At 65.3% G+C, this 20,258-nt stretch carries 9 protein-coding genes and 1 tRNA gene; 7 read left to right on the top strand and 3 right to left on the bottom strand.

Annotation, left to right across the window (positions count from 1 at the left end):
• The first annotated feature begins 215 nt into the window (after nt 1-215).
• The 7 genes from IEY36_RS30580 (at nt 216) to IEY36_RS08605 (ending at nt 18,146) form a co-directional block, all read left to right on the top strand.
• Nucleotides 216-374: a type II toxin-antitoxin system prevent-host-death family antitoxin gene (locus IEY36_RS30580; protein ID WP_268238113.1), complete on the top strand. Its 159-nt coding sequence runs from the start codon at nt 216-218 to the stop codon at nt 372-374.
• 257 nt (nt 375-631) lie between these two features.
• The gene (locus tag IEY36_RS08630) at nt 632-3,457 is read left to right on the top strand and encodes a DEAD/DEAH box helicase (RefSeq protein WP_188966626.1); all 2,826 of its coding nucleotides are present in this window, start codon (nt 632-634) and stop codon (nt 3,455-3,457) included.
• Nucleotides 3,458-3,461: 4 nt separating this feature from the next.
• Nucleotides 3,462-8,444 (top strand): Eco57I restriction-modification methylase domain-containing protein, encoded by a 4,983-nt coding sequence (locus IEY36_RS08625; protein ID WP_188966625.1) that lies wholly within the window; start codon nt 3,462-3,464, stop codon nt 8,442-8,444.
• Nucleotides 8,441-9,289 (top strand): ImmA/IrrE family metallo-endopeptidase, encoded by an 849-nt coding sequence (locus IEY36_RS08620; protein WP_188966624.1) that lies wholly within the window; start codon nt 8,441-8,443, stop codon nt 9,287-9,289. The genes IEY36_RS08625 and IEY36_RS08620 overlap by 4 nt, the downstream gene beginning before the upstream one ends.
• A 26-nt stretch (nt 9,290-9,315) precedes the next feature.
• A complete protein-coding gene (locus IEY36_RS08615; protein WP_188966623.1) occupies nt 9,316-15,717 on the top strand; it encodes a DEAD/DEAH box helicase in 6,402 nt (2,133 codons plus the stop codon).
• On the top strand, nt 15,714-17,912 hold the full coding sequence (locus IEY36_RS08610; RefSeq protein ID WP_188966622.1) for a UvrD-helicase domain-containing protein: 2,199 nt from the start codon (nt 15,714-15,716) through the stop codon (nt 17,910-17,912). Before IEY36_RS08615 ends, IEY36_RS08610 begins: the two co-directional genes overlap by 4 nt.
• Before the next feature lie 39 nt (nt 17,913-17,951).
• Nucleotides 17,952-18,146 (top strand): hypothetical protein, encoded by a 195-nt coding sequence (locus IEY36_RS08605; protein ID WP_188966621.1) that lies wholly within the window; start codon nt 17,952-17,954, stop codon nt 18,144-18,146.
• Between the two features lie 23 nt (nt 18,147-18,169).
• Here IEY36_RS08605 and IEY36_RS08600 read toward each other — a convergent pair.
• From IEY36_RS08600 to IEY36_RS08590, 3 genes are all read right to left on the bottom strand, one after another.
• Nucleotides 18,170-18,262, bottom strand: a tRNA-Ser gene (locus tag IEY36_RS08600).
• A 91-nt stretch (nt 18,263-18,353) separates the two neighbouring features.
• Nucleotides 18,354-18,998 carry a glutathione S-transferase family protein gene (locus tag IEY36_RS08595; RefSeq protein ID WP_188966620.1) on the bottom strand — a complete coding sequence of 215 codons (645 nt, stop codon included), beginning with the start codon at nt 18,996-18,998 and terminating at the stop codon, nt 18,354-18,356.
• 27 nt (nt 18,999-19,025) lie between these two features.
• Entirely contained in the window at nt 19,026-20,168 is a 1,143-nt protein-coding gene (locus IEY36_RS08590) for an AI-2E family transporter (RefSeq protein WP_188966619.1), read from the bottom strand.
• Between the last annotated feature and the right edge of the window lie 90 nt (nt 20,169-20,258).

The raw sequence follows: 20,258 nt of genomic DNA, 5'->3' as shown, positions 1-20,258 counted from the left end.
CATCCCCGCCTCGCCGCTGCCATCACAAGCATCAGCGAATCAGTCCTTCGCTCACTCAGCAAGGCGTTTCGCAGGGATCTCCGGTGGAGCGGGCGCAGAAGTCAACGGCATGAAGCAGCCTATCGGCCGCACAAAAATCAACCTGTCCGACAAAGCCGGGTTGTAGTTCCGGCCAAAGTGGCCAATCCTCGGTCCGATGCTGAGGATTAGAAATATTGACGCTTACGGCCAAGGAAGCGAAGTACGGTTTTAGCCGACTGATCGATGTGGTGCGGGCTGGGCCCGTAACGATTGAAAAGCACCGCAGGACTGTTGTCGTAGTAGTCGCGGTCGAGGAATACGAGCGGCTGAAAGCAATCGGAGCGAAGCGCTAAGGCGCCATGCTCACGCGACAAGAAATGAGGCAGGGCGGAATTTCTGATCAGGTGCAAATGGGCCCATGTATGTTCGGGCTACAGGATCAGCAGATGTACTTGATCAAAGATGCTGCTGTGACTGGGCGCGCAAAGTGAGTGCGGTTCCTCAGCCTGGATCTGTGATCCAGCTCCGCTGTACCACCTGGAAGGTAATAGGCACCTCGACTCTGAAGGGCGGGTTTCGAGAGGTCCACTGCCGCGGGTTGAGCGGGCTCGTGCGGGACAAAGAGGCCCGGTTCGTCTGGGACCTCGAAAAAGGCGCGCGCATCCTCGATCCGGCCGCAGTCCGGCTGGTCCCAGACACCTCGTCCGGGCTCATCGACACGAAGCTGCACCTCGCGGCCGCGTTCCGGGCGACGCCCACCACGACGCGTCGCCCCCTCACGCTCGGGCGGGCCGCGATCGACGACCTTACCTTTCAGCACTTGCCCGTGGAGCGGGCGCTAGCCCAGGACCGGGTTCGGCTTCTGATCGCGGATGACGTCGGTCTCGGGAAAACCCTCGAGGCGGGCCTGATCACCTCGGAGCTCGCCTTGCGTGGCCGGGCGAACCGGATCCTTGTGGTCACGACCCGCGCGATGCTGACCCAGTTCCAGAAGGAGTTCTGGACTCGGTTCTCGATCCCACTCTCCCGGCTCGACAGCGCCGCGATCCGGCGGATGCGGAACCGGATCCCGGCCCATTACAACGTGTTCGACCAGTTCGACCGGTCCATCGTTTCGATCGACACGTTGAAAAGAGACACCCAGATCCGGGACGCTCTGAAGCACTCCTACTGGGACCTCATCATCATCGACGAGGCACATAACGCGGCCGAACGAAAGTCGGCCGCCGGGTCGAATTCGCAACGGGCGGAGCTGGCCCAGCTTCTGTCCCGCCGGACCGACTCCCTGCTGCTGCTGACCGCGACCCCGCATGACGGGTCGCAAGAGAGCTTCGCTAGCCTAATCCGAATGCTGGACCCGACCCGCGTACCGAACCCGACCCGCCTGCACAGGTCCGACATCGAGGATCTTGTTGTCCGCCGGTTCCGGTCCTCGCCCGAGGTGGTCGCCGATATCGGCCGTGCTGTCCCGAAACGGCAGCTTTTCCCGCGCCACTTCCCGCTTAGCCCGCAGGAGGAGGTGGCCTATCAGGCGATCGCAGACCTCCACCTCGATCTCGACGAGGAGCAGACCCGGGGGCGCGCGATCGACCTGTTCCGGACCACGATCGCCAAGGCGATCTTCTCCAGCCCGGTCGCCTGCCTCGAGACGCTCGAGCGGCGGATCCGCGGGATCGAGAACGGGACCGCCCGCGGTACCGATGCAGACCGGGACCGGCTGCAGTCGCTGGCCGACCAGGTGGCCGCAATCGATACGGGCGCGTTCAGCAAGTACCAGGAGCTCCTGCAGCTTCTGCGCGAGTTGCGCTGGACCGGGAGGGCGCCCCGGGACCGGCTGGTGGTCTTCTCGGAGCGAATCGCAACCGTATCTTGGCTCGCAGAGCGGCTGCGTGCGGATCTGGACCTTTCAGCGGACCAAATGGCGCGGGTGGACGGGGGCAGCGTCGAGGCGGACGTCCGGACTCAGGAGGTGATCGAGGCGTTCGGCCAGGAGCGATCCCCGATCCGTATCCTGATCGCTTCCGACATGGCGTCCGAGGGGCTCAACCTCCACTTCCAGTGCCACCGCCTGATCCATTTCGACCTCCCATGGTCCCTTTTGCGGTTCCAACAGCGCAACGGGCGGATTGACCGGTACGGCCAGGACCGGCCGCCCCAGATCAGCTACTTCGTAGGCAAGAGCACGCACCCCAAGGTGCGCCAGATGTGGGTCCTCGAGAAGCTTGTTGCGAAGGACGAGGCGGCCCAGGCAGGCGTCGGGGACCCGGCCGTGTTCCTCGGCGCCGGGGACGCGGAGGGGGAGGAGGCGGTCGTCGCGGAGGCGGTCGCGTCCGCGATCGGCGCGGAGGCGTTCGAGCGCCAGATGGATGAGCGCGCCGCTGAGGTAATCACCCACATGTCGGTCGACGACGAGTTCGCGGCTCTCTTCGGGGATTACGCAGCACCGGCACCGGCTGAGGCGGCAACCTCGACGGATCAGGGCCCGCCCCGCCTCTACCTGGACACGTTCACTTACGCGCGTGCGATGATCGAGCGCCTGTCCCGGCCCGAGGAGACCGCCTTCCCGGAGGTGCCGCGGATCCATGAGGCGGACCGGCTCATCCAGCTCGCCATCCCGGCCGACATGCGGGCCCGGGACGGGTTCGGCTACGCGAGTGAGGGCGCCGTGGACGGTCGGTTCATGCCGGAGGAGGCGGTCGGCCCCGGAGGCCGGATCGAGCTGACCGACCAACCCGGTGTGATCAACCAGGCGATCAGTGACGCGAAGGCGCAGGAGCGGGCCTGGCCGACCGTGCAGTACCTCTGGGATGGGCATCCGATCCTCGAGTGGTTCGCGGACCGGGCCAGCATCTTCTTCCCGGAACATGCGGCGCCGGTGGCCTCGCTCGCGGGCCGGCTACTTCCCGGGGAGGTTGCCGTCCTCCTACACGGGGCGATCCCGAACGCGAATGGGGCCCCGGTCGTCGACCGGTGGGCCGTGGTGATCTGGTCCCCGGACGAGACGGTCCGGATCGAGGAAGTGGGGACGTTCCTCACCCGGACCCGGCTTTCGGAGAATACCCCAAGCCGCCCCCTAGAGGACCTGTCGGCCGCGAAGGCGACCATCCCGATCGCCGTGGACCGCTTCCAGACCCACCTCGTAGATCTGCGGAAGGCGCGGGAGGCGGACATCGAGCGTGATCTTGACGCGGTCCTCGACCGGCTAGCCGCCCTGGAGACCCGGTTTCGGACCCAGCTTACGCTCGACCTCGGCGATGTACCCGTGGGCGATGCGGGGATGAGCCCGGTCGAGAAGAGACGCCTGACGATCCGCCGCAAGCGGGAGCAGGAAATCGAGAAGCTGTTCCACGACTGGACAGAATGGTTCGACCGGACCCGTAAGATGGTGGCTGACCCGAACCCGCACGTGGACGTCAAAGCCGTATTTGTGGGGTAACCGGATGGACCTGATTGGGATCGAGAACGAGGCTGAGTTCTTTCCGTCCGGGACCCTGTCGGACGTGCTCAAGGATGAGCTTCAGGACATCACCGCTCGCTGGGCGAGCCTTGAGCGGGGCGCTCACCCCGTGGAGCGGCTCGTGCGGGTCGCCGGCCCGACGATGGAGGCGCTGCGGCAGGTCCGGAACAGCTCTGACCGGTCCCGGCGCGCCGAGCTGGTCCGTGACGCCCATCACGCCCTCCTCAGCGCCCTCGGCTATGAGTGGCGGCGGGAGGGGGTTTTTACGGCGCTCGCCGGGGCGCCGGTGATTCCGCTCGTCTCCCGTGCCGCGGACGCGACGGGCCGTGACGCGCTCTGGGTGATCGAGGCGCCGGTCCCGGCACCGGAGGACGAGGCATCCGATCCGCTCGGCGCCTGCTTCAACGCGGACCAGGTTCCGCCGGACCTGCGCGAGGCGGCCCTTCTCGACCGGACCATTGAGTCCGTCCTTGCGGAGGGGGTGTTTGAGTTGTCCGACGGGCCGCGTCACGTGCTCGTCCTCGGCCTGTCGCAACTCGTCCTGATCGACAAGCGAAAGTGGCCTGCCCGGTCGGTCCTCCGGTTCGACCTCCAGGACATCTTCACCCGTGCGGACCGCGACACACTGACCGTCATGGCCTGCCTGATCTCTCGCGAAGCGCGCGTCCCGGACCAAGGGGTGCCCATCTCGGATCGGCTCGAGGAGGAGGCGCAGCGGAACGCCAACGCGGTCACCAGCTCGCTGAAGCGGACCGTCCGGGACGCGATCGAGCTGCTGGGTCAGGAGGTGATCGCGGTAACCGGCGGGAAGTACCCGTCCACCTTCCCTGACCCGGGCCGTCGCGGGGTCTGGATCGACGGGCCGGAGCTGTCGCGCGAGTGCCTGCGCTACATGTACAGGCTCCTGTTCCTGTTCTACGCGGAGGCAAACCCGCGCCTGAAGCTCCTGGACATGCGCAACCCGATCTATGCAACCGGGTATTCGCTCGAGGCGCTGCGCGAGCTCGAATCCGCCCCGCTCCGGACCACGGCGGACCGCGAGGGGTCCTTCCTGTGGGAGAGCCTCCAGCAGACCCTCGACCTCCTTTACACCGGCCTTGACCTCGTGGACGAGGAGCGAGGGACCGGGCTGCGCCTGCCGGCCGTAAAGGTGTCCCTGCTCGACCCTGAGAGCACCCCGCTCCTGAACGGGCTGCGGCTGCGCAACGAGGCGGTCCAGCAGGTGATCCGGCTTCTCTCGCTCCGGTCCACCGGGAAGAGCACGGGTCGGATTTCCTACGCCAAGCTCGGGATCGGCCAGTTGGGCGCGGTCTACGAGACCCTGATCTCGTTCACCGGGGTTGTCGCCAAGACTGACCTGATCGAGCTGAAGCCCCGCAAGGGAAGGTCGAACGACACGGCCGAAGACGGAGAGGAGGAAGCAGAGGAAGCAGAGGAAGCCGAGGAAGCAGAGGCGCCGGGAGCAGAAGAGGGCGCCGGTGATGGCCTCTTCGATGCCTTGGAGGCGGAGCAGGACGTAGAGTTCCGCCGCGACAAGGTCGACAAGCTGGCTCCAAGCTGGTTCGTCCAGCGCAGCCGGATCGGCGAGTTCGCCCCGGACGAAATCGTCTTCAACGGGTCGGAGGCGCTGGTCTACCCCAAGGGGACCTTCATCTACCGGCTCGCGGGTCGAGACCGAGAGAAATCTGCCTCCTACTACACGCCGGAATCACTGGCGCGGCTCCTCGTCAAGCACGCGCTGATGGAGCGGTGCCGGGACCTGAAGGCCGACCAGCTCCTGGAGCTGAAGATCCTCGAGCCTGCGATGGGCTCCGCCGCGTTCCTGGTGGAAACCACGAACCAGCTCGCCGACCTCTACCTCGAACGCAAGCAGAAGGAGACTGGCAGGACCATCCCGCAGGAGGACATCGTCCTCGAGAAGCAACGGGTCCGGGCCTATATCGCGGACCGGAACTGCTTCGGGGTCGACCTGAACCCGATCGCGGTCGAGCTGGGGGCGATCTCGCTCTGGCTGAACAGCCTCCACGGGAGTGAGTTCTCGCCCTGGTTCGGAGACCAGCTTCATGCCGGGAACTCCCTGATCGGGGCGCGCCGGGCTGCCTACGCTCCATCTCTGCTGAGCGCCAAGGCGCAGGGGGACCTCTGGTTCAACGGCAAGCCCGATGAGATCGGCTGGCGCAAACGGCTGCCGGACGGGTATGTCTGGCAGTGGCTGCTGCCCGCCAAGGACATGGCGAACTTCGACAAGGACAAGTCGATCGCCCCCTTCGCCAAGGATGCGCAGGACCAGATCAAGGAATGGCGGAAGGGCGGGTTCTTCAAGAAGCTGGAACCGCACGAGGTCAAGCTGGTCCAGAAGCTCAGCCGGATCGCCGAGGCGTTGTTTGACCAGGTCGCAGAGGACCTCGCCAAGACACGGGCTGCGGCGAATGACGAGATTACCCTGTGGCCCGATAAGGTGATGCCGGGCAACAAGGGGATGGACTTCCACGAAAAGGCCCGCCGCAACGCCCAACTGATCGGGGCTGACCACGCGACCAACACGCTCCCCTACAAGCGGCTGAAGACCGCGTTGGACGCTTGGTGCGCGCTCTGGCTCTGGCCGCTGGACAAGGCGAAGCTGCTGCCCAGTCGGGCGGAGTTCCTTCAGGGGATGGCGATGATCCTCGAAGGGGGCTTCACCGCCGATGGCGCGCTGGCCGCGCCGAGCGTGGCGGAGTTCGCGGACCCCGCCCCCGACTTCCTCGACCTGTTGGAACCGGATGCACCCGCGAGCGACCTGTTCAAGGCGGCGGCCAAACGGCAGGAGGGGCTGTTCCGAGAAACGAATGTTGAGGCGCTGATCGAGAGTTTCGACTGGCTGAAGACGGCGGTCGAGGTGGCCGAGCGCGAGCGCTTCGTCCATTTCGACCTGATTTTTGCCGACGTGATGAAGGCGCGGGGTGGGTTCGACGTGATCGTCGGGAACCCGCCTTGGGCCAAGCCCTCGTGGAACGAGGGTCTGGTGCTGGCAGATATCGATCCGCTTTATGCGGGGCTTTCGGCGTCCGACGCGAAGAAGGTTCTGGGCGATGCACTGCCGAAGGCGCCAGCTGTGCGGCGGGAAGGGCGGCTGGTTCCGGCAGTGGAGGCCTTCCTTAAGGACTTCGTATCGACCCGGGGGGCGATGGAGGTGACCTCGTCCGAGGTGATGAACCCCTTCGCCGGGGGCGGGTCGAACAACCTTTATCGCTGCTTCATCGACCTGTCGTTCCGTCTTGTTGCGCCGAAGGGTTATGCAGCGCTGATCCATCAGGACGGGCATCTGGGAGACCCGAAGTCAGGGGCGTTCCGGCGGCACTGGTATTCTAGGATTGCCAAACATTTCGACCACAGCAACAAGATCACAGGCAAGAATTTTTCTGAAGTTGTTGACCATGTACGCTTTAGTTTGAATGTCTATAGAGGGGTATCGGCGGAGATAAATTTTGATCAGTTCACTTTCGCCTTCCTGCCAGGACAAGTAGAAGAGTCCTATGCTGACCAAGATGGCATTGGTGTTTTGCCGGGAATCAAAAATTCTGACGGAAACTGGGATACTCGTGGTCATCGAGATCGCGTTATTCCTATTGACCGCAGTTCGCTTGCAGTCATTCATTCGCTTTCAGAAGATGACGCTGTTCCAATTGAAGAGGCAAGATTCATCCAGCCGTTCTCAACGCGGACGCTCGAAGTGTTTCGTCAAATGGCCAGATTTAGAAAGCTGGAAGCTGTTATTCCTAAAGTGCGGGTTTCTGTCCGATCTGGGGCAGTGGATCAGGTGGTTGAAGTCCCTTTGTGGCAAATGTCTTCACACTGGCATGAAACGGGGGCGCAGAAAGACGGAACGATTCTTCGTAGAAGCGCATTCCGAGAGGCAGAGCGTATGATATTACAGGGTCCGCTCTTTTTCGTGGGAAACCCGCTATACAAAACGGCGAGAAGAAACTCCCGAAGTAATGCTGATTATGACGTAATTGACTTAATGGAGGCGCCGTCCAATTATCTTCCTAGAACTAATTATGAGCCAGCAGTTGATCTTCCTGAGTACCGCCGTCGAATGCCTCGCTGCCGGTGGGACAGCGCGAAGACGCACGCCGAATTCTTTCGGGTTGCGATAAGAAGAATGGTCAACCTAAATAGTGAGAGAAGTCTGGTTTGCACGGTATTTCCTGCTGGAGCAACCCACATAAATGCAGTTGAGAGCATTGCTTTCGATGACGAAAGAAGCATGCTGAATTTTGCATCGATGCTGTTTGCATTGCCTTTCGACTTCTTTATAAAGGCGGCAGGTGTAACCAATCTTTTTCACGCAGACATAGCGCGACTTCCTTGGATCACCTGCGGTGAAGCTGCGATCCACCGTGTCTTGCGTTTAGTGTGCCTTACATCTGCGTTTAGTGGGCTATGGCAAAGGCACGCCAATAGCCTCAAACCACTTTCTTGGTCTTCTGGGGATCAGCGTCTCCGTCTAGAGGGGACGGTTGCAGGTCCCGCTACCTGGGACCGGACCGCGGGCCTACGGACAGAATTCGCCCGTCGAATGGCGCTCGTCGAGATCGACGTGCTGGTCGCACAGGCACTTGGCCTGACCCTAGACCAGCTAATCGAGATCTACCGAATCTACTTCCCGGTCCTTCAGGAGAACGAGGCGGGCACTTGGTACGATCAGAACGGCCGGATCGTTTGGACCTGCTCTAAGGGCCTCCCCGGCGTCGGCTGGCTGGATGAGCGTGGCAAAAGCCCAGGCCGTGCTGCTTGGGACGGGATCGTCGCGGACAATCCGGCGGAACTGACCTGCACCGCCATCGACGATACGATGCCGGGCGGCCCCCGCACCGTCACCCGCCGCTTCGCCGGCCCCTTCACCCAGTGCGACCGGATCGAGGACTACCGCCGCGCCTGGGCCCATTTCGAGCGGCTGAAGTCTGCGGCGGCGGCGGAATGAACGCGCGTCAAGCCGAACTCCCGATTGACGAGGGGATCGATGCGATCCTGCGCGATACGGCGGACCGGATCGACGAGTTCTACCGCGCCGCAAGCGATCCGGGCGCCCGCCCGCCGTGGGTAGACTTGTTCAATCGCATTTCCAGCCAGACCCACATGGCTCCGTTCAACCTCATGCTGGCAGACCTCCAGCGCCCGGGCGCGCGCTATGTCGCCTTCCCCGACACGTGGAGGGACATCGGACGGCAGGTGAAGCCGGCCTCCATCCCGATCATTGTCCTGTGGCCCTTCTGTCCGGTGCGCTGCGCCTACGAACTGGCCGATACCACCGGGGACCCGGTCGAGGATGCCCTTTTGGACAGGGTCTTCGGCGAGCCTGTCGAAGTTCGAGCTGGCCTGATCGACCGCGTCGCGCGCCACGCCCTGAAGGAGGACAGGATCGACGTGAAGTCGGTCAGCCTGGCCTCTACCCGCGCCGGGGACGCTCGCGCGGTCGAGGTTGACCCGAAGGCCAAGGGCAAGCCCGCCACGCCGGGCCGGGTCGTCCGGGTGAACTCGAACCTCCATCCGAACGCGCAGTTCACGACGCTCGTCCATGAGCTTGCACACGTATACCTCGGGCATCTCGGCGGCAGCGGGAAGAAGTGGCCGGATCGGCGGCCCAATCGACTGGATGTCCGGGAATTCGAGGCCGAGGCGGTCACCTTCATCGTCTGCAAGCGATTTGGCTTGAAGTCGAATTCAGCCGAGTATCTCAATGGTTACATTAAAGAGAATACCATTCAGCATGTGAGTCATTCTGCGATCGCCCGGGCTGCGGGAAGGATCGAACAGCATGCCCGGTAGTGCAGGCGTGACGGAGTGACTTCAGGATGAACCCGGTCCTCCTCGCCCGTCATGTGCAGGACAGCCTGCGCGAACTGGTCCACACGACCTTGAACAGCACCAGCCCTGCCTTCGAGGGGATGGTGGAGCGGTTCATGGCGGAGCCGGGGAACTTCCTGAAGGGGCCGTGGATCTCGGTCGACATGCCGTTCCGGCAGATCGACGGGGCGGCGAACGGGACCTGGACGCAGCCCTTCCCGGAGGTGCCGCTGCGGTTCGCCCCATACCAACACCAGATGGACGCCTTCGCCCGGCTGAGCGGGGCGGCGCTGCGTTCGACGCTGGTGGCGACCGGAACAGGGTCAGGCAAGACGGAATCCTACCTCTGGCCGATCCTCGATCACTGTCGACGGCACAAGGGGAAGCCCGGGATCAAGGCGATCCTGATCTACCCGATGAACGCGCTGGCGACCGACCAGGCACGCCGCATCGCGGATGCGCTGAACCGGATCCCGTCGCTTCACGGTGTGCGGGCGGGCATCTATGCGGATGCGGAACCGCAAAACCCGGCGCATGAGGTGACCTCGGAGAGCGTGATCACCCATCGCGAGACGATGCGGAGGAACCCGCCCGACATCCTGCTGACCAACTACAAGATGCTCGACTACCTGCTGCTGCGCGGGCGCGACAAACCGCTCTGGCAACACAACGACCCCGAGACGCTTCGGTTCCTGGTGGTCGACGAGATGCACACCTTCGACGGGGCGCAGGGAGCGGACCTCGCTCTCCTTCTGCGCCGGCTGAAGTACCGTCTGAACACCCCTGATGGTCACCTGATCTGCATCGGCTCGTCGGCCACGCTCGGCTCCGGCGACGAGGCGGCGACGGAGCTGAGACGCTACGCAGAAAGGATATTCGGCGAGCCTTTCGACGCGGGCGCGGTGGTCCGGGAGACCCGCAAGACCCCGAACGAGGTGTTCAAGGACCCGGAATATTTGGACCGCCCGGACCCTGCCGAGATCCACGCGGCCTTGTGTGAGGCGGCAGAGATGGATCAGCCGGGGGCGGCGCGGCGGCTGGCCGCTTGCCTTTTTCCGGATCGGAATGCTCCGGACCTCGCCTTCCTCGATGGGGGTGACCCGGCTGACCCAGCCTGGCGGATCGCGCTCGGGGATCGGCTGGTCCAGCACCACCTGTGCCAGCGGACCCTGAAGATCATCGCCGAGCACAAGGGGCCTGCCTCGTTGGAGGTGATCGCGGCCGGGCTCGGACAGGTCCGGGCCCTTCGGGACTGGCCGGAGACGGACAAGAGCGCGCTGGCCGAACTGGTCGTGGCCTTGGTCGCTTGGGCCAGATCCGGAGCGGAGGAAAGCCCAAGGCCGCTCTTCAATGTTCGGCTTCAGCTTTGGATCCGGGAGATGTCCCGGATGGTCACGACCCTGCCGCGGCTCGAGGCGGGCGGGGTCCGCTCGCAGATGGACCTGTTCCACGCGCTAGACCTGGAGCGGCACATGCTCCGCCGGGCCCTGCCCGTCGTGAACTGCAACCGGTGCGGAGCGACGGCGCATCTCGGGCGGCAGAACGCCGGATCGAAGTCGCTCTATGCGGACCTCGAGCAGCTCTATCAGGAGTTCTTTGACGAGAACGGGGCGGACCGGATCCGGCTCATCTATCACGAGTCGATCGACCGCATGGTCCAGGCGAGCGGCGCCGGAGGCCAGATCGTGAAGGGCGTGCTCCACGCGGAGACGGTCGAGTTCACCCCGGCCGACCACGACCATCTCGAGCCAGGACCAGCCTCGCCGGTCTGGATGTACAACCCGACGGACGCAAACGGTCGGATCGATCGGACCTGCCCCGCCTGCGGACAGGCGCGAGGGCTCCTCCTGTTCGGGATGCGCGCAGCGCGTTTGACGAGCGGCATTACCGGGACGCTCTACACGTCGGAACAGAACGAGGAGCGGCCGGAGGCGAAGCCGCGCTTCCTGATGTTCTCGGACTCGGTTCAAGACGCCGCACATCGCGCCGCGGTGGCGGAGACCCGGAACGCCCTTTCCGTCTACCAGAAGGCGCTTTACGGGGCCCTTCGCGGCACCGAGAGCGGCGCGATGAGCCTGCACGAGGTGATCGAGGCGGTCCCTCGCGCACAGCTGGCCGAGTTCGGCCCGGACGGGTTCACAGCTCTCTTCATCCCGAAGGAGCAGACATGGAGGCGCCGGTACCGGGACCTGGTCGAAAGCGGGGTGGCGATCACTGATCCGGTCTTTCTCGACCATATCCGGATCCGGCTCGGCTGGGAGTATTTCGTCGATCTGAGCTACCGGGCGCACTTCAACCACACGCTCGAGCTGAACGGGATGGCTGCGGCGGACGTCCCGACGTACCTGCTTGGTCTTTCCGCGGACCGCCTGTCGCGTGAACTGCGCAACGAGCTGCCGGGCGCGCCTCAGTTCGACCCGGACTTGCTGACGCGGTTACTCGCAGGGGTGACCCAGCAGATGCGCCGGCAAGGATCTGTGGCGCACCCATATCTCGAGAGTGCGATCGCGACCGGCAAAGGGAGCTATGGGCTTAACTGGTTCGCGGCCGCAATCCAGGTGGGGGTCGGGAAGACTGGCTCCCTGCCGAGCCCGGACGGTCGCAGGGGCCTAGCCCCGATCCCAGTGACCCTCGGCCAGCCGCCGATTGGGTTCGAACGGATCACCCGGATGGGAGCCGCCAGCTGGTACCGGGACTGGCTGTTCCGGACAATCGGCCCGTCCGATTTGCGCTACGCGACGGACCCGGAAACGATCTACCCGATCCTGCTGCGGCGGCTTGAGGCGGACCATATCGTACGGCGCGTGCACGGGCCGGAGGGGCAGAACCGGCACGCATGGCTCCTGGTGCCTGAGCGGGTCACAGTTTCCACCGCCACGATCGGGCTCACCTGCGACCGTTGCGGCCGGCGCGAAACCGCGCTCGCAGAGAACGCGGAGATCCTCGTCGGATCCTCCTGTACGCGAATAGGCTGCGGCGGGCACTTCGCTGCCACGGAACAGCCTGACCGTCCTGCCCTGCGCCGATCCCTCCGCTCGGACCGAAACCATAGGGTGGTCGCCCGAGAGCATACCGGGATCCTCGAGACGGATGAGCGGCTGCGGGTCGAGACCGGGTTCATCAAGGGGGAGACCCGCTGGGCCCCGAACCTGATCTCGGCCACCCCGACCCTTGAGATGGGAATCGACATCGGGGATCTGTCCACCCTGCTTCTGAGTTCCGTTCCTCCGGAGGAGGCGAACTATGTCCAGCGGATGGGGCGGAGCGGGCGGCGTGACGGGAATGCACTGAACATGGTCCTCGCGAACGCGCGCGCACATGACCTCCAGTTTTGGGAGAACCCGACCCCGATGCTGGCGGGCCAGGTCCGGCCGCCGGGCGTGTTCCTCGCGGCGGAGGAGGTACTTCTTCGCCAGGTGACCGCGTTCACCCTCGACGTCTACGTGTTCGGCTCGACCGTGAGCGGGGATTACGGGAAGGTCCGTGACGTGCTCAAGCGCCGGACTTCGGGCGCGACCCAGGGGTTCCCGGTCGAATGGCTTGAGCTGGTGCGCGAGACTGGGCCGGAGCTGGCGGACCGGTTCCTTTCCGGCCTGCCGCAGGAGGTCCGGGACCGGACGGATCTGGCAAATCGGATCCGGTCCTACCTAACCGGGACGGATCCGAAATCGATCGGGTGGCGGATCGGGGAGGCGTTCGACGCGGCAGCGACAGAACGGGCCCGGCTTGTGGAAAAGCGGGAGGAGGCGACGAAGGAGCTCAAGCGGCTCCAGAAGCGCCGCGCCGAGCTGACAGACGACGAGTATCAGCGTCGCGAGCAGGACCTCAACCGAGACCGGACCGAGATTAACCGGCTGATCCGCAGCGGGATCGACGACGTGCCGGTGATCAAGTTCCTGACCGACAAGGGGATATTGCCGAATTACGCCTTCCCGGAAGAGGGGGTGAAGCTGACCTCGATCCTGTCGCGGCGCAACGACGGCGCGGTCGCGCGCGACGAGGATGGACTGCTGCACAAGGAATACTCCCGCCCGGCCAGTTCCGCCCTATCGGAGTTTGCACCGGGGCAGTTCTTCTACGCCAACGGGCGCCAGGTCCAGATCGACCGGATCGAGATGGGCAAGGAGGACCTGACCGCCTGGACCTTCTGCCCCGCCTGCTCGCATGTCGCGCATCGGATCGAGGGGTCGGAAGCCCGCACCTGTCCGAAATGCGGCGACGAGATGTGGTCGGACAACGGCTCCGAACATAACGTGGTCCAGTTGAAGTCCGTCATCTCGGTGGACAGCGAGGAAAAGGCGGCGATCCGGGACGGGGATCAGCGGGACCAGCGCCAGTTCGACCGGGTCCTGATGCCGTTCCACGGGCCGGAAGACATCGCCACCTCTTGGTTCACGAGCCGGGACAACGGCGCCCCGTTTGGGTTTGAGTTCCTCCCTCACTGCACCTTCCGGGACTTCAACTTCGGCCAGAAATCCAGCCTTCCAGGCCCAAGGATCGCGGGGGAGCGCCGGCCTGCGCAGCCGTTCCGGATCTGTCGGCACTGCGGGTCACTCGAGGGCCCGCCACGCGGCGCGGACGATCGCGGGACGCACCCGCCGAATTGCCTTGTGATGCGGAATCAACACTTGCAGCGGGACCGTTGGGAGACCGGCGTGTTCCTGATGCGGAAGTTCGACACAGAGGCGATCCGGATCGTGATCCCAGTGGTCGGCGACGCGGATGATGATGACCTCAAGAGCTTCGTTGCGGCGATCAACCTCGGGATGCGGCGTCATTTCGCGGGGAAAGTGGATCATATCCGGTCCACCATCTTCCAGGCGCAACTGAACGGGATGACCACGGTCCGCAGTCTTTACGTCTACGACTCCGTCCCAGGCGGTTCAGGCTATCTGCGCCAGATCGCTGAGCACCCGGACACGATGCGCGCGGTGATCAGCCGCGCGGCGGAGGCGCTCCGAGACTGCCCCTGCAACCAGGAGCCGGACCGCAACGGGTGCTTCCGTTGCGTGAAGCCGTACCGGTCCCAGTTCGGACCGGGGGAGCCGGACCGGGACCGGGCTCGGCAGATGATGGAGACGATCCTTCAAAAGTGGGACAGCCTGACTCGGACCGAGACGGGGATCGACGAGTCGATCCGGGGGGCGCTGGTCGAGAGCGTGCTCGAGAAGCGGCTCCTACGGACCCTTTCCGGCTTTTACGGTGACGGGGCGCTAACCCCGCAGGTCCTCCCGGGTGGACGTCGCGGCTTTGTGCTGCGCGCGGGCCCGTCGGACGCGCCGCGCCTCTGGACGATCGAGCCGCAGGTGCAGATCGACGCTCGGTTTCGGGGTCTCCCTCGCAAGAGGGTCGACTTCCTGGTCACGCCCGTCGGCCGCGGCGGTGGGCTACCGATCGTAATCGAGATGGACGGGATCGAGTATCACGCGGGCACGGTGGCGCAGGACCTTCTGGACCGGATGCTGATGATCCGGTCCGGGCAGGTGCGGGTCTGGACGCTGTCCTGGCGAGACCTAGACCCGGAGGACAGCGGCTACCTGAACCCTCTCTCCGAGACCGCCCTCGGCACGCAGATGACCGGGCCCCTCGGAAAGGCGCTCGCAAGCCCGCTCCTCGCCCCACATGCGGAGGCCGTCCGTGCGCTTCAGACGGTCAGCACGCTGGGGGCGCTCCGTGGCTTACTCGATGGGGACGCCGACTGCGATGCGACGATCCGCTCCATCCTGGTTCGGGGGCTCGTCAAGGCGGGGCGGCCGCTCGATAAGCTCCCTCGACAGGCCGCCCTCTCCGACGCGGGGCGGCTGTTCCTGCTCTCGTCGGGGCTCACGGAGCATGTCGGGGTCGGGGCACTCGACCTCTATCTGGCCTGCCAGAAGATCTCGCCGACGGAATGGGCGCAGTCGGACCGCGACATCCGGCTACTTCTGCGTGCGGCCCTACCAGACTCAGGCGAAATCCCAGCCGCGAAGGCCCTGTATACGGAAGCGTGGCGCGGGCTCTGGCGGATCGTGAACCTTTTCCAGGGAGTGCGCGGATTCCATGTAGAAGTCGAAGGGCTCGACACGCTAGCGCCGCCGGACCTGTCGGAGCCGGTCGCCAAGCCAGAAGTGGGGCCGCGCGCGGCCGCTTGGGCGGAGGCGCGCGCCCTCTGCGACGAGGCGTTCCACCCGTTGATCGACGCGCTGATGGCGGCGGAAACCCCCGGGCCGGACCGGGTCGGAGACGACCTGCTCGCCGGTAGCCGCGTGATCGGCATGATGGAGTTCGGATGGGTGGAGGCGCGCGTCGCAGTCGCTGAGACGGCCCATGAGGGGGTCGGCTGGGCCCTGATCCATTTCGATCCGGAGACCGACCAAGTTGGGGAGACAGTCTCGAGAATTATCAAGGCCCTTCAGGAGGCACGGACATGACGGCCACGATGACCAAGCGGGTCTCCTATGACATTGGCTGCATGAAGAGCCTGCGGAAGCTGCCCGACCGGGTGGCGCTCAAGTTCATGGACATGATGACCCGCTACATGTCCGACCCGTCCGCGAACGGGCTGAATCTCGAGACCGTGGAGGGATCCAAGGACAGCTCGATCAAGTCTCTGCGGGTCGATCAGGGGTACAGGGCGATCGCCTTCGAGGTTGGCCGCGACATCATGTTCGTGCACGTGAACGAGCACGACAAGGCCTACCGCTGGGCGGCCGGGCGCCGGGTCAAGCTCGACCCGGAGACGAACCGGATCCGGGTCATCGAGGAGGTCGATGCGGTGACCGAGCCTGTGGTGATCCAGGCCCCCGCTGCCCCGCGTCTCTTCGAAAGAGTCCCTGACGCGCGGCTGCGCGCTCTTGGTGTGCCAGAGGAGGAGTTGCCGGCGGTCCGCAACATCCCCACGATCGAGGCGATGGAGGGCGCGGAGGACCGGTTCGACCCACTCACCTATCAGATCCTCTACGCGGTCGCGGCCGGCTATGAGGACGAGGAGATCAAGACGCTGGCCGGGGTCGGCGGGGAGCGGGACGCGGAGGCGCAGACACCCGTAGCGGATCTGACCTTCGGGCAGTTGATCGAGACGGAGCAGAGCCGCCAGACCATCTTCATCCCGGACAGCGAGGCGGAGCTGCGTCGCGTCTTTGAGGAGGGGCTCGAGGGGTGGCGCGTTTTCCTGCACCCCGAACAGCGCAAGATTGCCTACCGGGACTATAATGGGGCGGTCTTGGTCCGGGGCGGCGCCGGGACCGGCAAGACGGTCGTTGCGATGCACCGGGCGAAGCATCTGGCGGACCAGATCCAGGAGGATCCGACCCAGGCGGGCCGGCGGGTGCTTCTCACGACCTTCACGACCAGCCTCGCCCATGACATTGACGCCAACCTGCGGACTCTTTGCCCGGCGCATCTGGACGCGCGACCGCCGCGGATCGAGGTGATCAACCTGGACCGGTGGGTCTCCCAGTTCCTCAAGCGCAAAAGCTTCGCGCGCGAGGTGGCCTTCTTCGGCGAGGCGCGCGACCGCCTCGACGAGGTCTGGCGGTCGGTATTCGACGATCACGAGCTGCCCGAGGGGCTGTCCGAGCCGTTCGTCCGCGCGGAATGGGCGAAGATCGTGCAGGCCAAGGGGGTGGCCGATCAGAGGAGCTACCTGAAGGCGTCCCGGGCTGGGCGCGGAACCCCACTTGACCGCAAGAAGCGTGCTGTCCTTTGGGATATCTTCGCCGATTACCGGGCGCGGCTGATCAGCGAGGGGCTTGCAGAGCCGGACGACGCGTACCGGGAGGCGACCGAAATCCTGAACTCGGAGGCACCGAACCTCCCTTACGCCGCTGTGATCGTGGACGAGGCGCAGGATATGGGGGAGCAAGCGTTCCGGCTGATCCGGGCGATCGTTCCGGAGACCCCGTCCGGGGACCGGAATTCTCTGTTCATCGTGGGAGACGCGCATCAGCGGATATATGGGCGGCGAGCTAGCATGTCCGCCTGCGGGATCAACGTCCGGGGCCGCTCGAAGCAGCTCCGGCTCAACTACCGGACCACGCAAGAGATCCGCGCTTGGGCCGTCTCCGTCCTTGAGGGCGTGAGTGTGGATGACCTTGACGAGGGGACGGATACACTGCGCGGCTACGTCAGCCTCATGCGGGGGGCTGCCCCATTGCTAGTTGGGTGCAAAACCGAGGCGGAGGAGCTGGAGGGGCTGGTAGCTTGGCTCCGCGGGCTCCCGGCGGATCGAATTCGACTCTCCGACATAGGCGTGCTTTGCGCGCGGAAGGCGGACGTGGAGCGGGTCCACGGAGCCCTACGCGCCGCGGGGATCGAGACGGTGCTCCTTCAGTCCGGCGCTGACGATCGCGCCGTTCCTGGTGTCCGGATCACGACCATGCACCGGGCGAAGGGTCTAGAATTCTTTGCGGTGGCTATCCCGTTTCTATCCAACACCGCATTCCCGCCACCAGGCGTGCTTCGGGCTGCGGTCGATGCAGCGGACCGGGAAGACATCGTCATTCAGTATCGGTCCCTTCTTCATGTCGCAGCAACCCGTGCGAAGCAGGCGCTTCGCATTTCTTGGTCAGGAGCTGCAACGAGCCTATGTGACACGGCCCTATTGAATGCCGCCGCCCTGGGCTAGGGTCGCGTCCCGACTGGTGATGTAGGAGGCCCAGAGCCCATGTCCGAGCATCCGGAATTACCAGTCCCGCCCGAATGGACGACCCTGCCCGAAGCACGGCGATGGATCGCCCTGCGCTTTCCGCAGCGCGCCGCCAATGACGTCACATTGTCCGCAGGCGGCCGCAAACGTTCAGCCTTAATCGGAGGCTTGATGTGGGAACCTTTGTGGGAAGATCTCGGACTAAAGCCCTGAAACCTACAAAAAACCTAGAGAACTGGCGGAGGGGATGGGATTCGAACCCACGATAGGACTTGACATCCTATAACGGTTTAGCAAACCGCCGCCTTCGGCCACTCGGCCACCCCTCCGCAGGAGTGGAAGTCACACGGCGTTGCAGGGCACGGCTTCTACCGGTGGGCGCGCGGGCCGTCAAACATCCCGCGTCGCCCGCCGCGAAGCCTAGGACAGCGCGACCTCGAATCCGCGCTTCGTCGCCGGCCGTGCCATCATCGTCCCGTACCAGCGCGCCACGTTCGGGTAGCCGGTAATCGCCTTGCCCTGCGTCGGCAGATGCCGTTCATGCCGCCAGGCCCATCCGAGAATCGCGAAATCGGCGATGGAGGGCTCACCCGTCGTCGCCACGAAGTCCCGTCCCGCGAGCTGCTTGTCGAGCACGCCATACAACCGCAGCGTCTCGCGGCCGTAGCGCTCGAGCCCGTAATCCCTGGCCGGCCCATCCGGCCGCATCATGAAGTGATGCACTTGGCCCGGCATCGGCCCGAAGCCGCCCATCTGCCACATCAGCCATTCATAGACCGGCACGCGCGACCGGAGATCGCGCGGCAGGAACTTGCCGGTCTTCTCGGCGAGATACAGCAGGATCGCCCCGCTCTCGAATACCGTGATCGGCTTGCCGTCCGGCCCGTCCGGGTCGCGGATCGCCGGGATCCGGTTGTTCGGGCTGAAGGCGAGGAATTCAGGATTGAACTGCTCATCCTTGGAGATGTTCACGGTCTTCACCGTGTAGGGCAGCCCCATTTCCTCCAGCGCGGCGCTGATCTTGCGCCCATTCGGCGTGTTCCAGGTCCAAAGCTCGATGGCCATGCGCGGCATCCTCATCCGTTTCCGGCTTCAGGAGTCGCATGCCCCCCGCCGCTCGTCCACCGCGGCCGCCGCCTTCGCCCCGCCCTCGCGCCAGGCCCGCAACAGCCCATGCGCCACCGCCAGCAGCGCCGGCCCGACGAACAGCCCCAGGAACCCGAAGGCGATCAGCCCGCCGAACACGCCGAGAATGATCAGCCCCAGCGGCATCGCGCTGCCGCGCTGGATCAGCAGCGGCCGAACGATGTTGTCGCTGCCCGAGATCGGCACCAGCCCCCACAGGAACATGAAGATCGCCCAGCCCGTATCGCCCTGCGAATACAGCCAAGCCGAGGCGCCGAGCCAGGTCACGATGATCAGCGGCCCGAGCACCTGGCTGATCGAGAAGATCATCGCCAGGAAGCCGAGTGCCACCGCCGCCGGCACCCCCGCGATGCCAAGCCCTATCCCCATCAGCACACCCTGGATCAGCCCGGTACCCACCACGCCCCAGGCGACGCCACGCACCGCCCCGCCAGCGGCGTCGATCGAGGCGACGGCGGTCTGGCCGCCAAGCCGCTGCGCGATCTCGCGCAGTTGCGCGACGATCGCATCGCCGCCCGTCCAGCACATCGCCGCCACCAGCAGCGACAACAGCAGCTGCAGCAGGCTCGCCGCCGCCGCCTGGCCGAGCGAGATCAGCATCGACGCGATCGCCCCGCTATAGGGGCGGATCACCTCGGCGAGGTTGCCGCGCATGTCGCCGATCTGCGTCCACAGCCGCCCCGCATTGGCGCCCACCAGGGGCAGGTCGGTCACCCAGGCCGGCGGGGTCGGCGAGAGCCGGTCCAGCGCATTGCGGGCGAGCTGCACGACCGCCACGACCTGGTCGCCGAGGTCAGGCACGATCAGTGTCGCCGGCAGCGCCACGGCGAGGATCAGCACCACCAGCAGCAGCATCGAGGCGAGGCCCGGCCGCAACCCCCGCGCGACCAGCGCATCGCGCGCCGGCCAGGTGCCGATGGCAATGAAGGCCCCGAAGGCGATCGCCAGGGCGAATGGCTCCAGCACCCGCCCCACGCCGTAGAGCAGCAGCGCCAGCAGCAGCAGCGCCGCCGCCCGCTCGGCGATCAGCAGCGTGTAGGCGTGGCTCGCCTCCGGCGCCGCGCCCTGCCTGTCCGACTCGTCAGCCATCGCCGCCCCCAAGCCTCATCCCGGGCGGAGCGAAGCATGCCGCGGGACGTCAGGGGAAGACGGCAGAAATCAGAGGCGACGCCATGCACC

Origin of the sequence: Neoroseomonas lacus, from assembly GCF_014644535.1 — a bacterium.
GTDB lineage: Bacteria > Pseudomonadota > Alphaproteobacteria > Acetobacterales > Acetobacteraceae > Neoroseomonas > Neoroseomonas lacus.
Note: the sequence above shows the minus strand (reverse complement) of the source record. Positions and strands in the feature narration are given on the sequence as shown.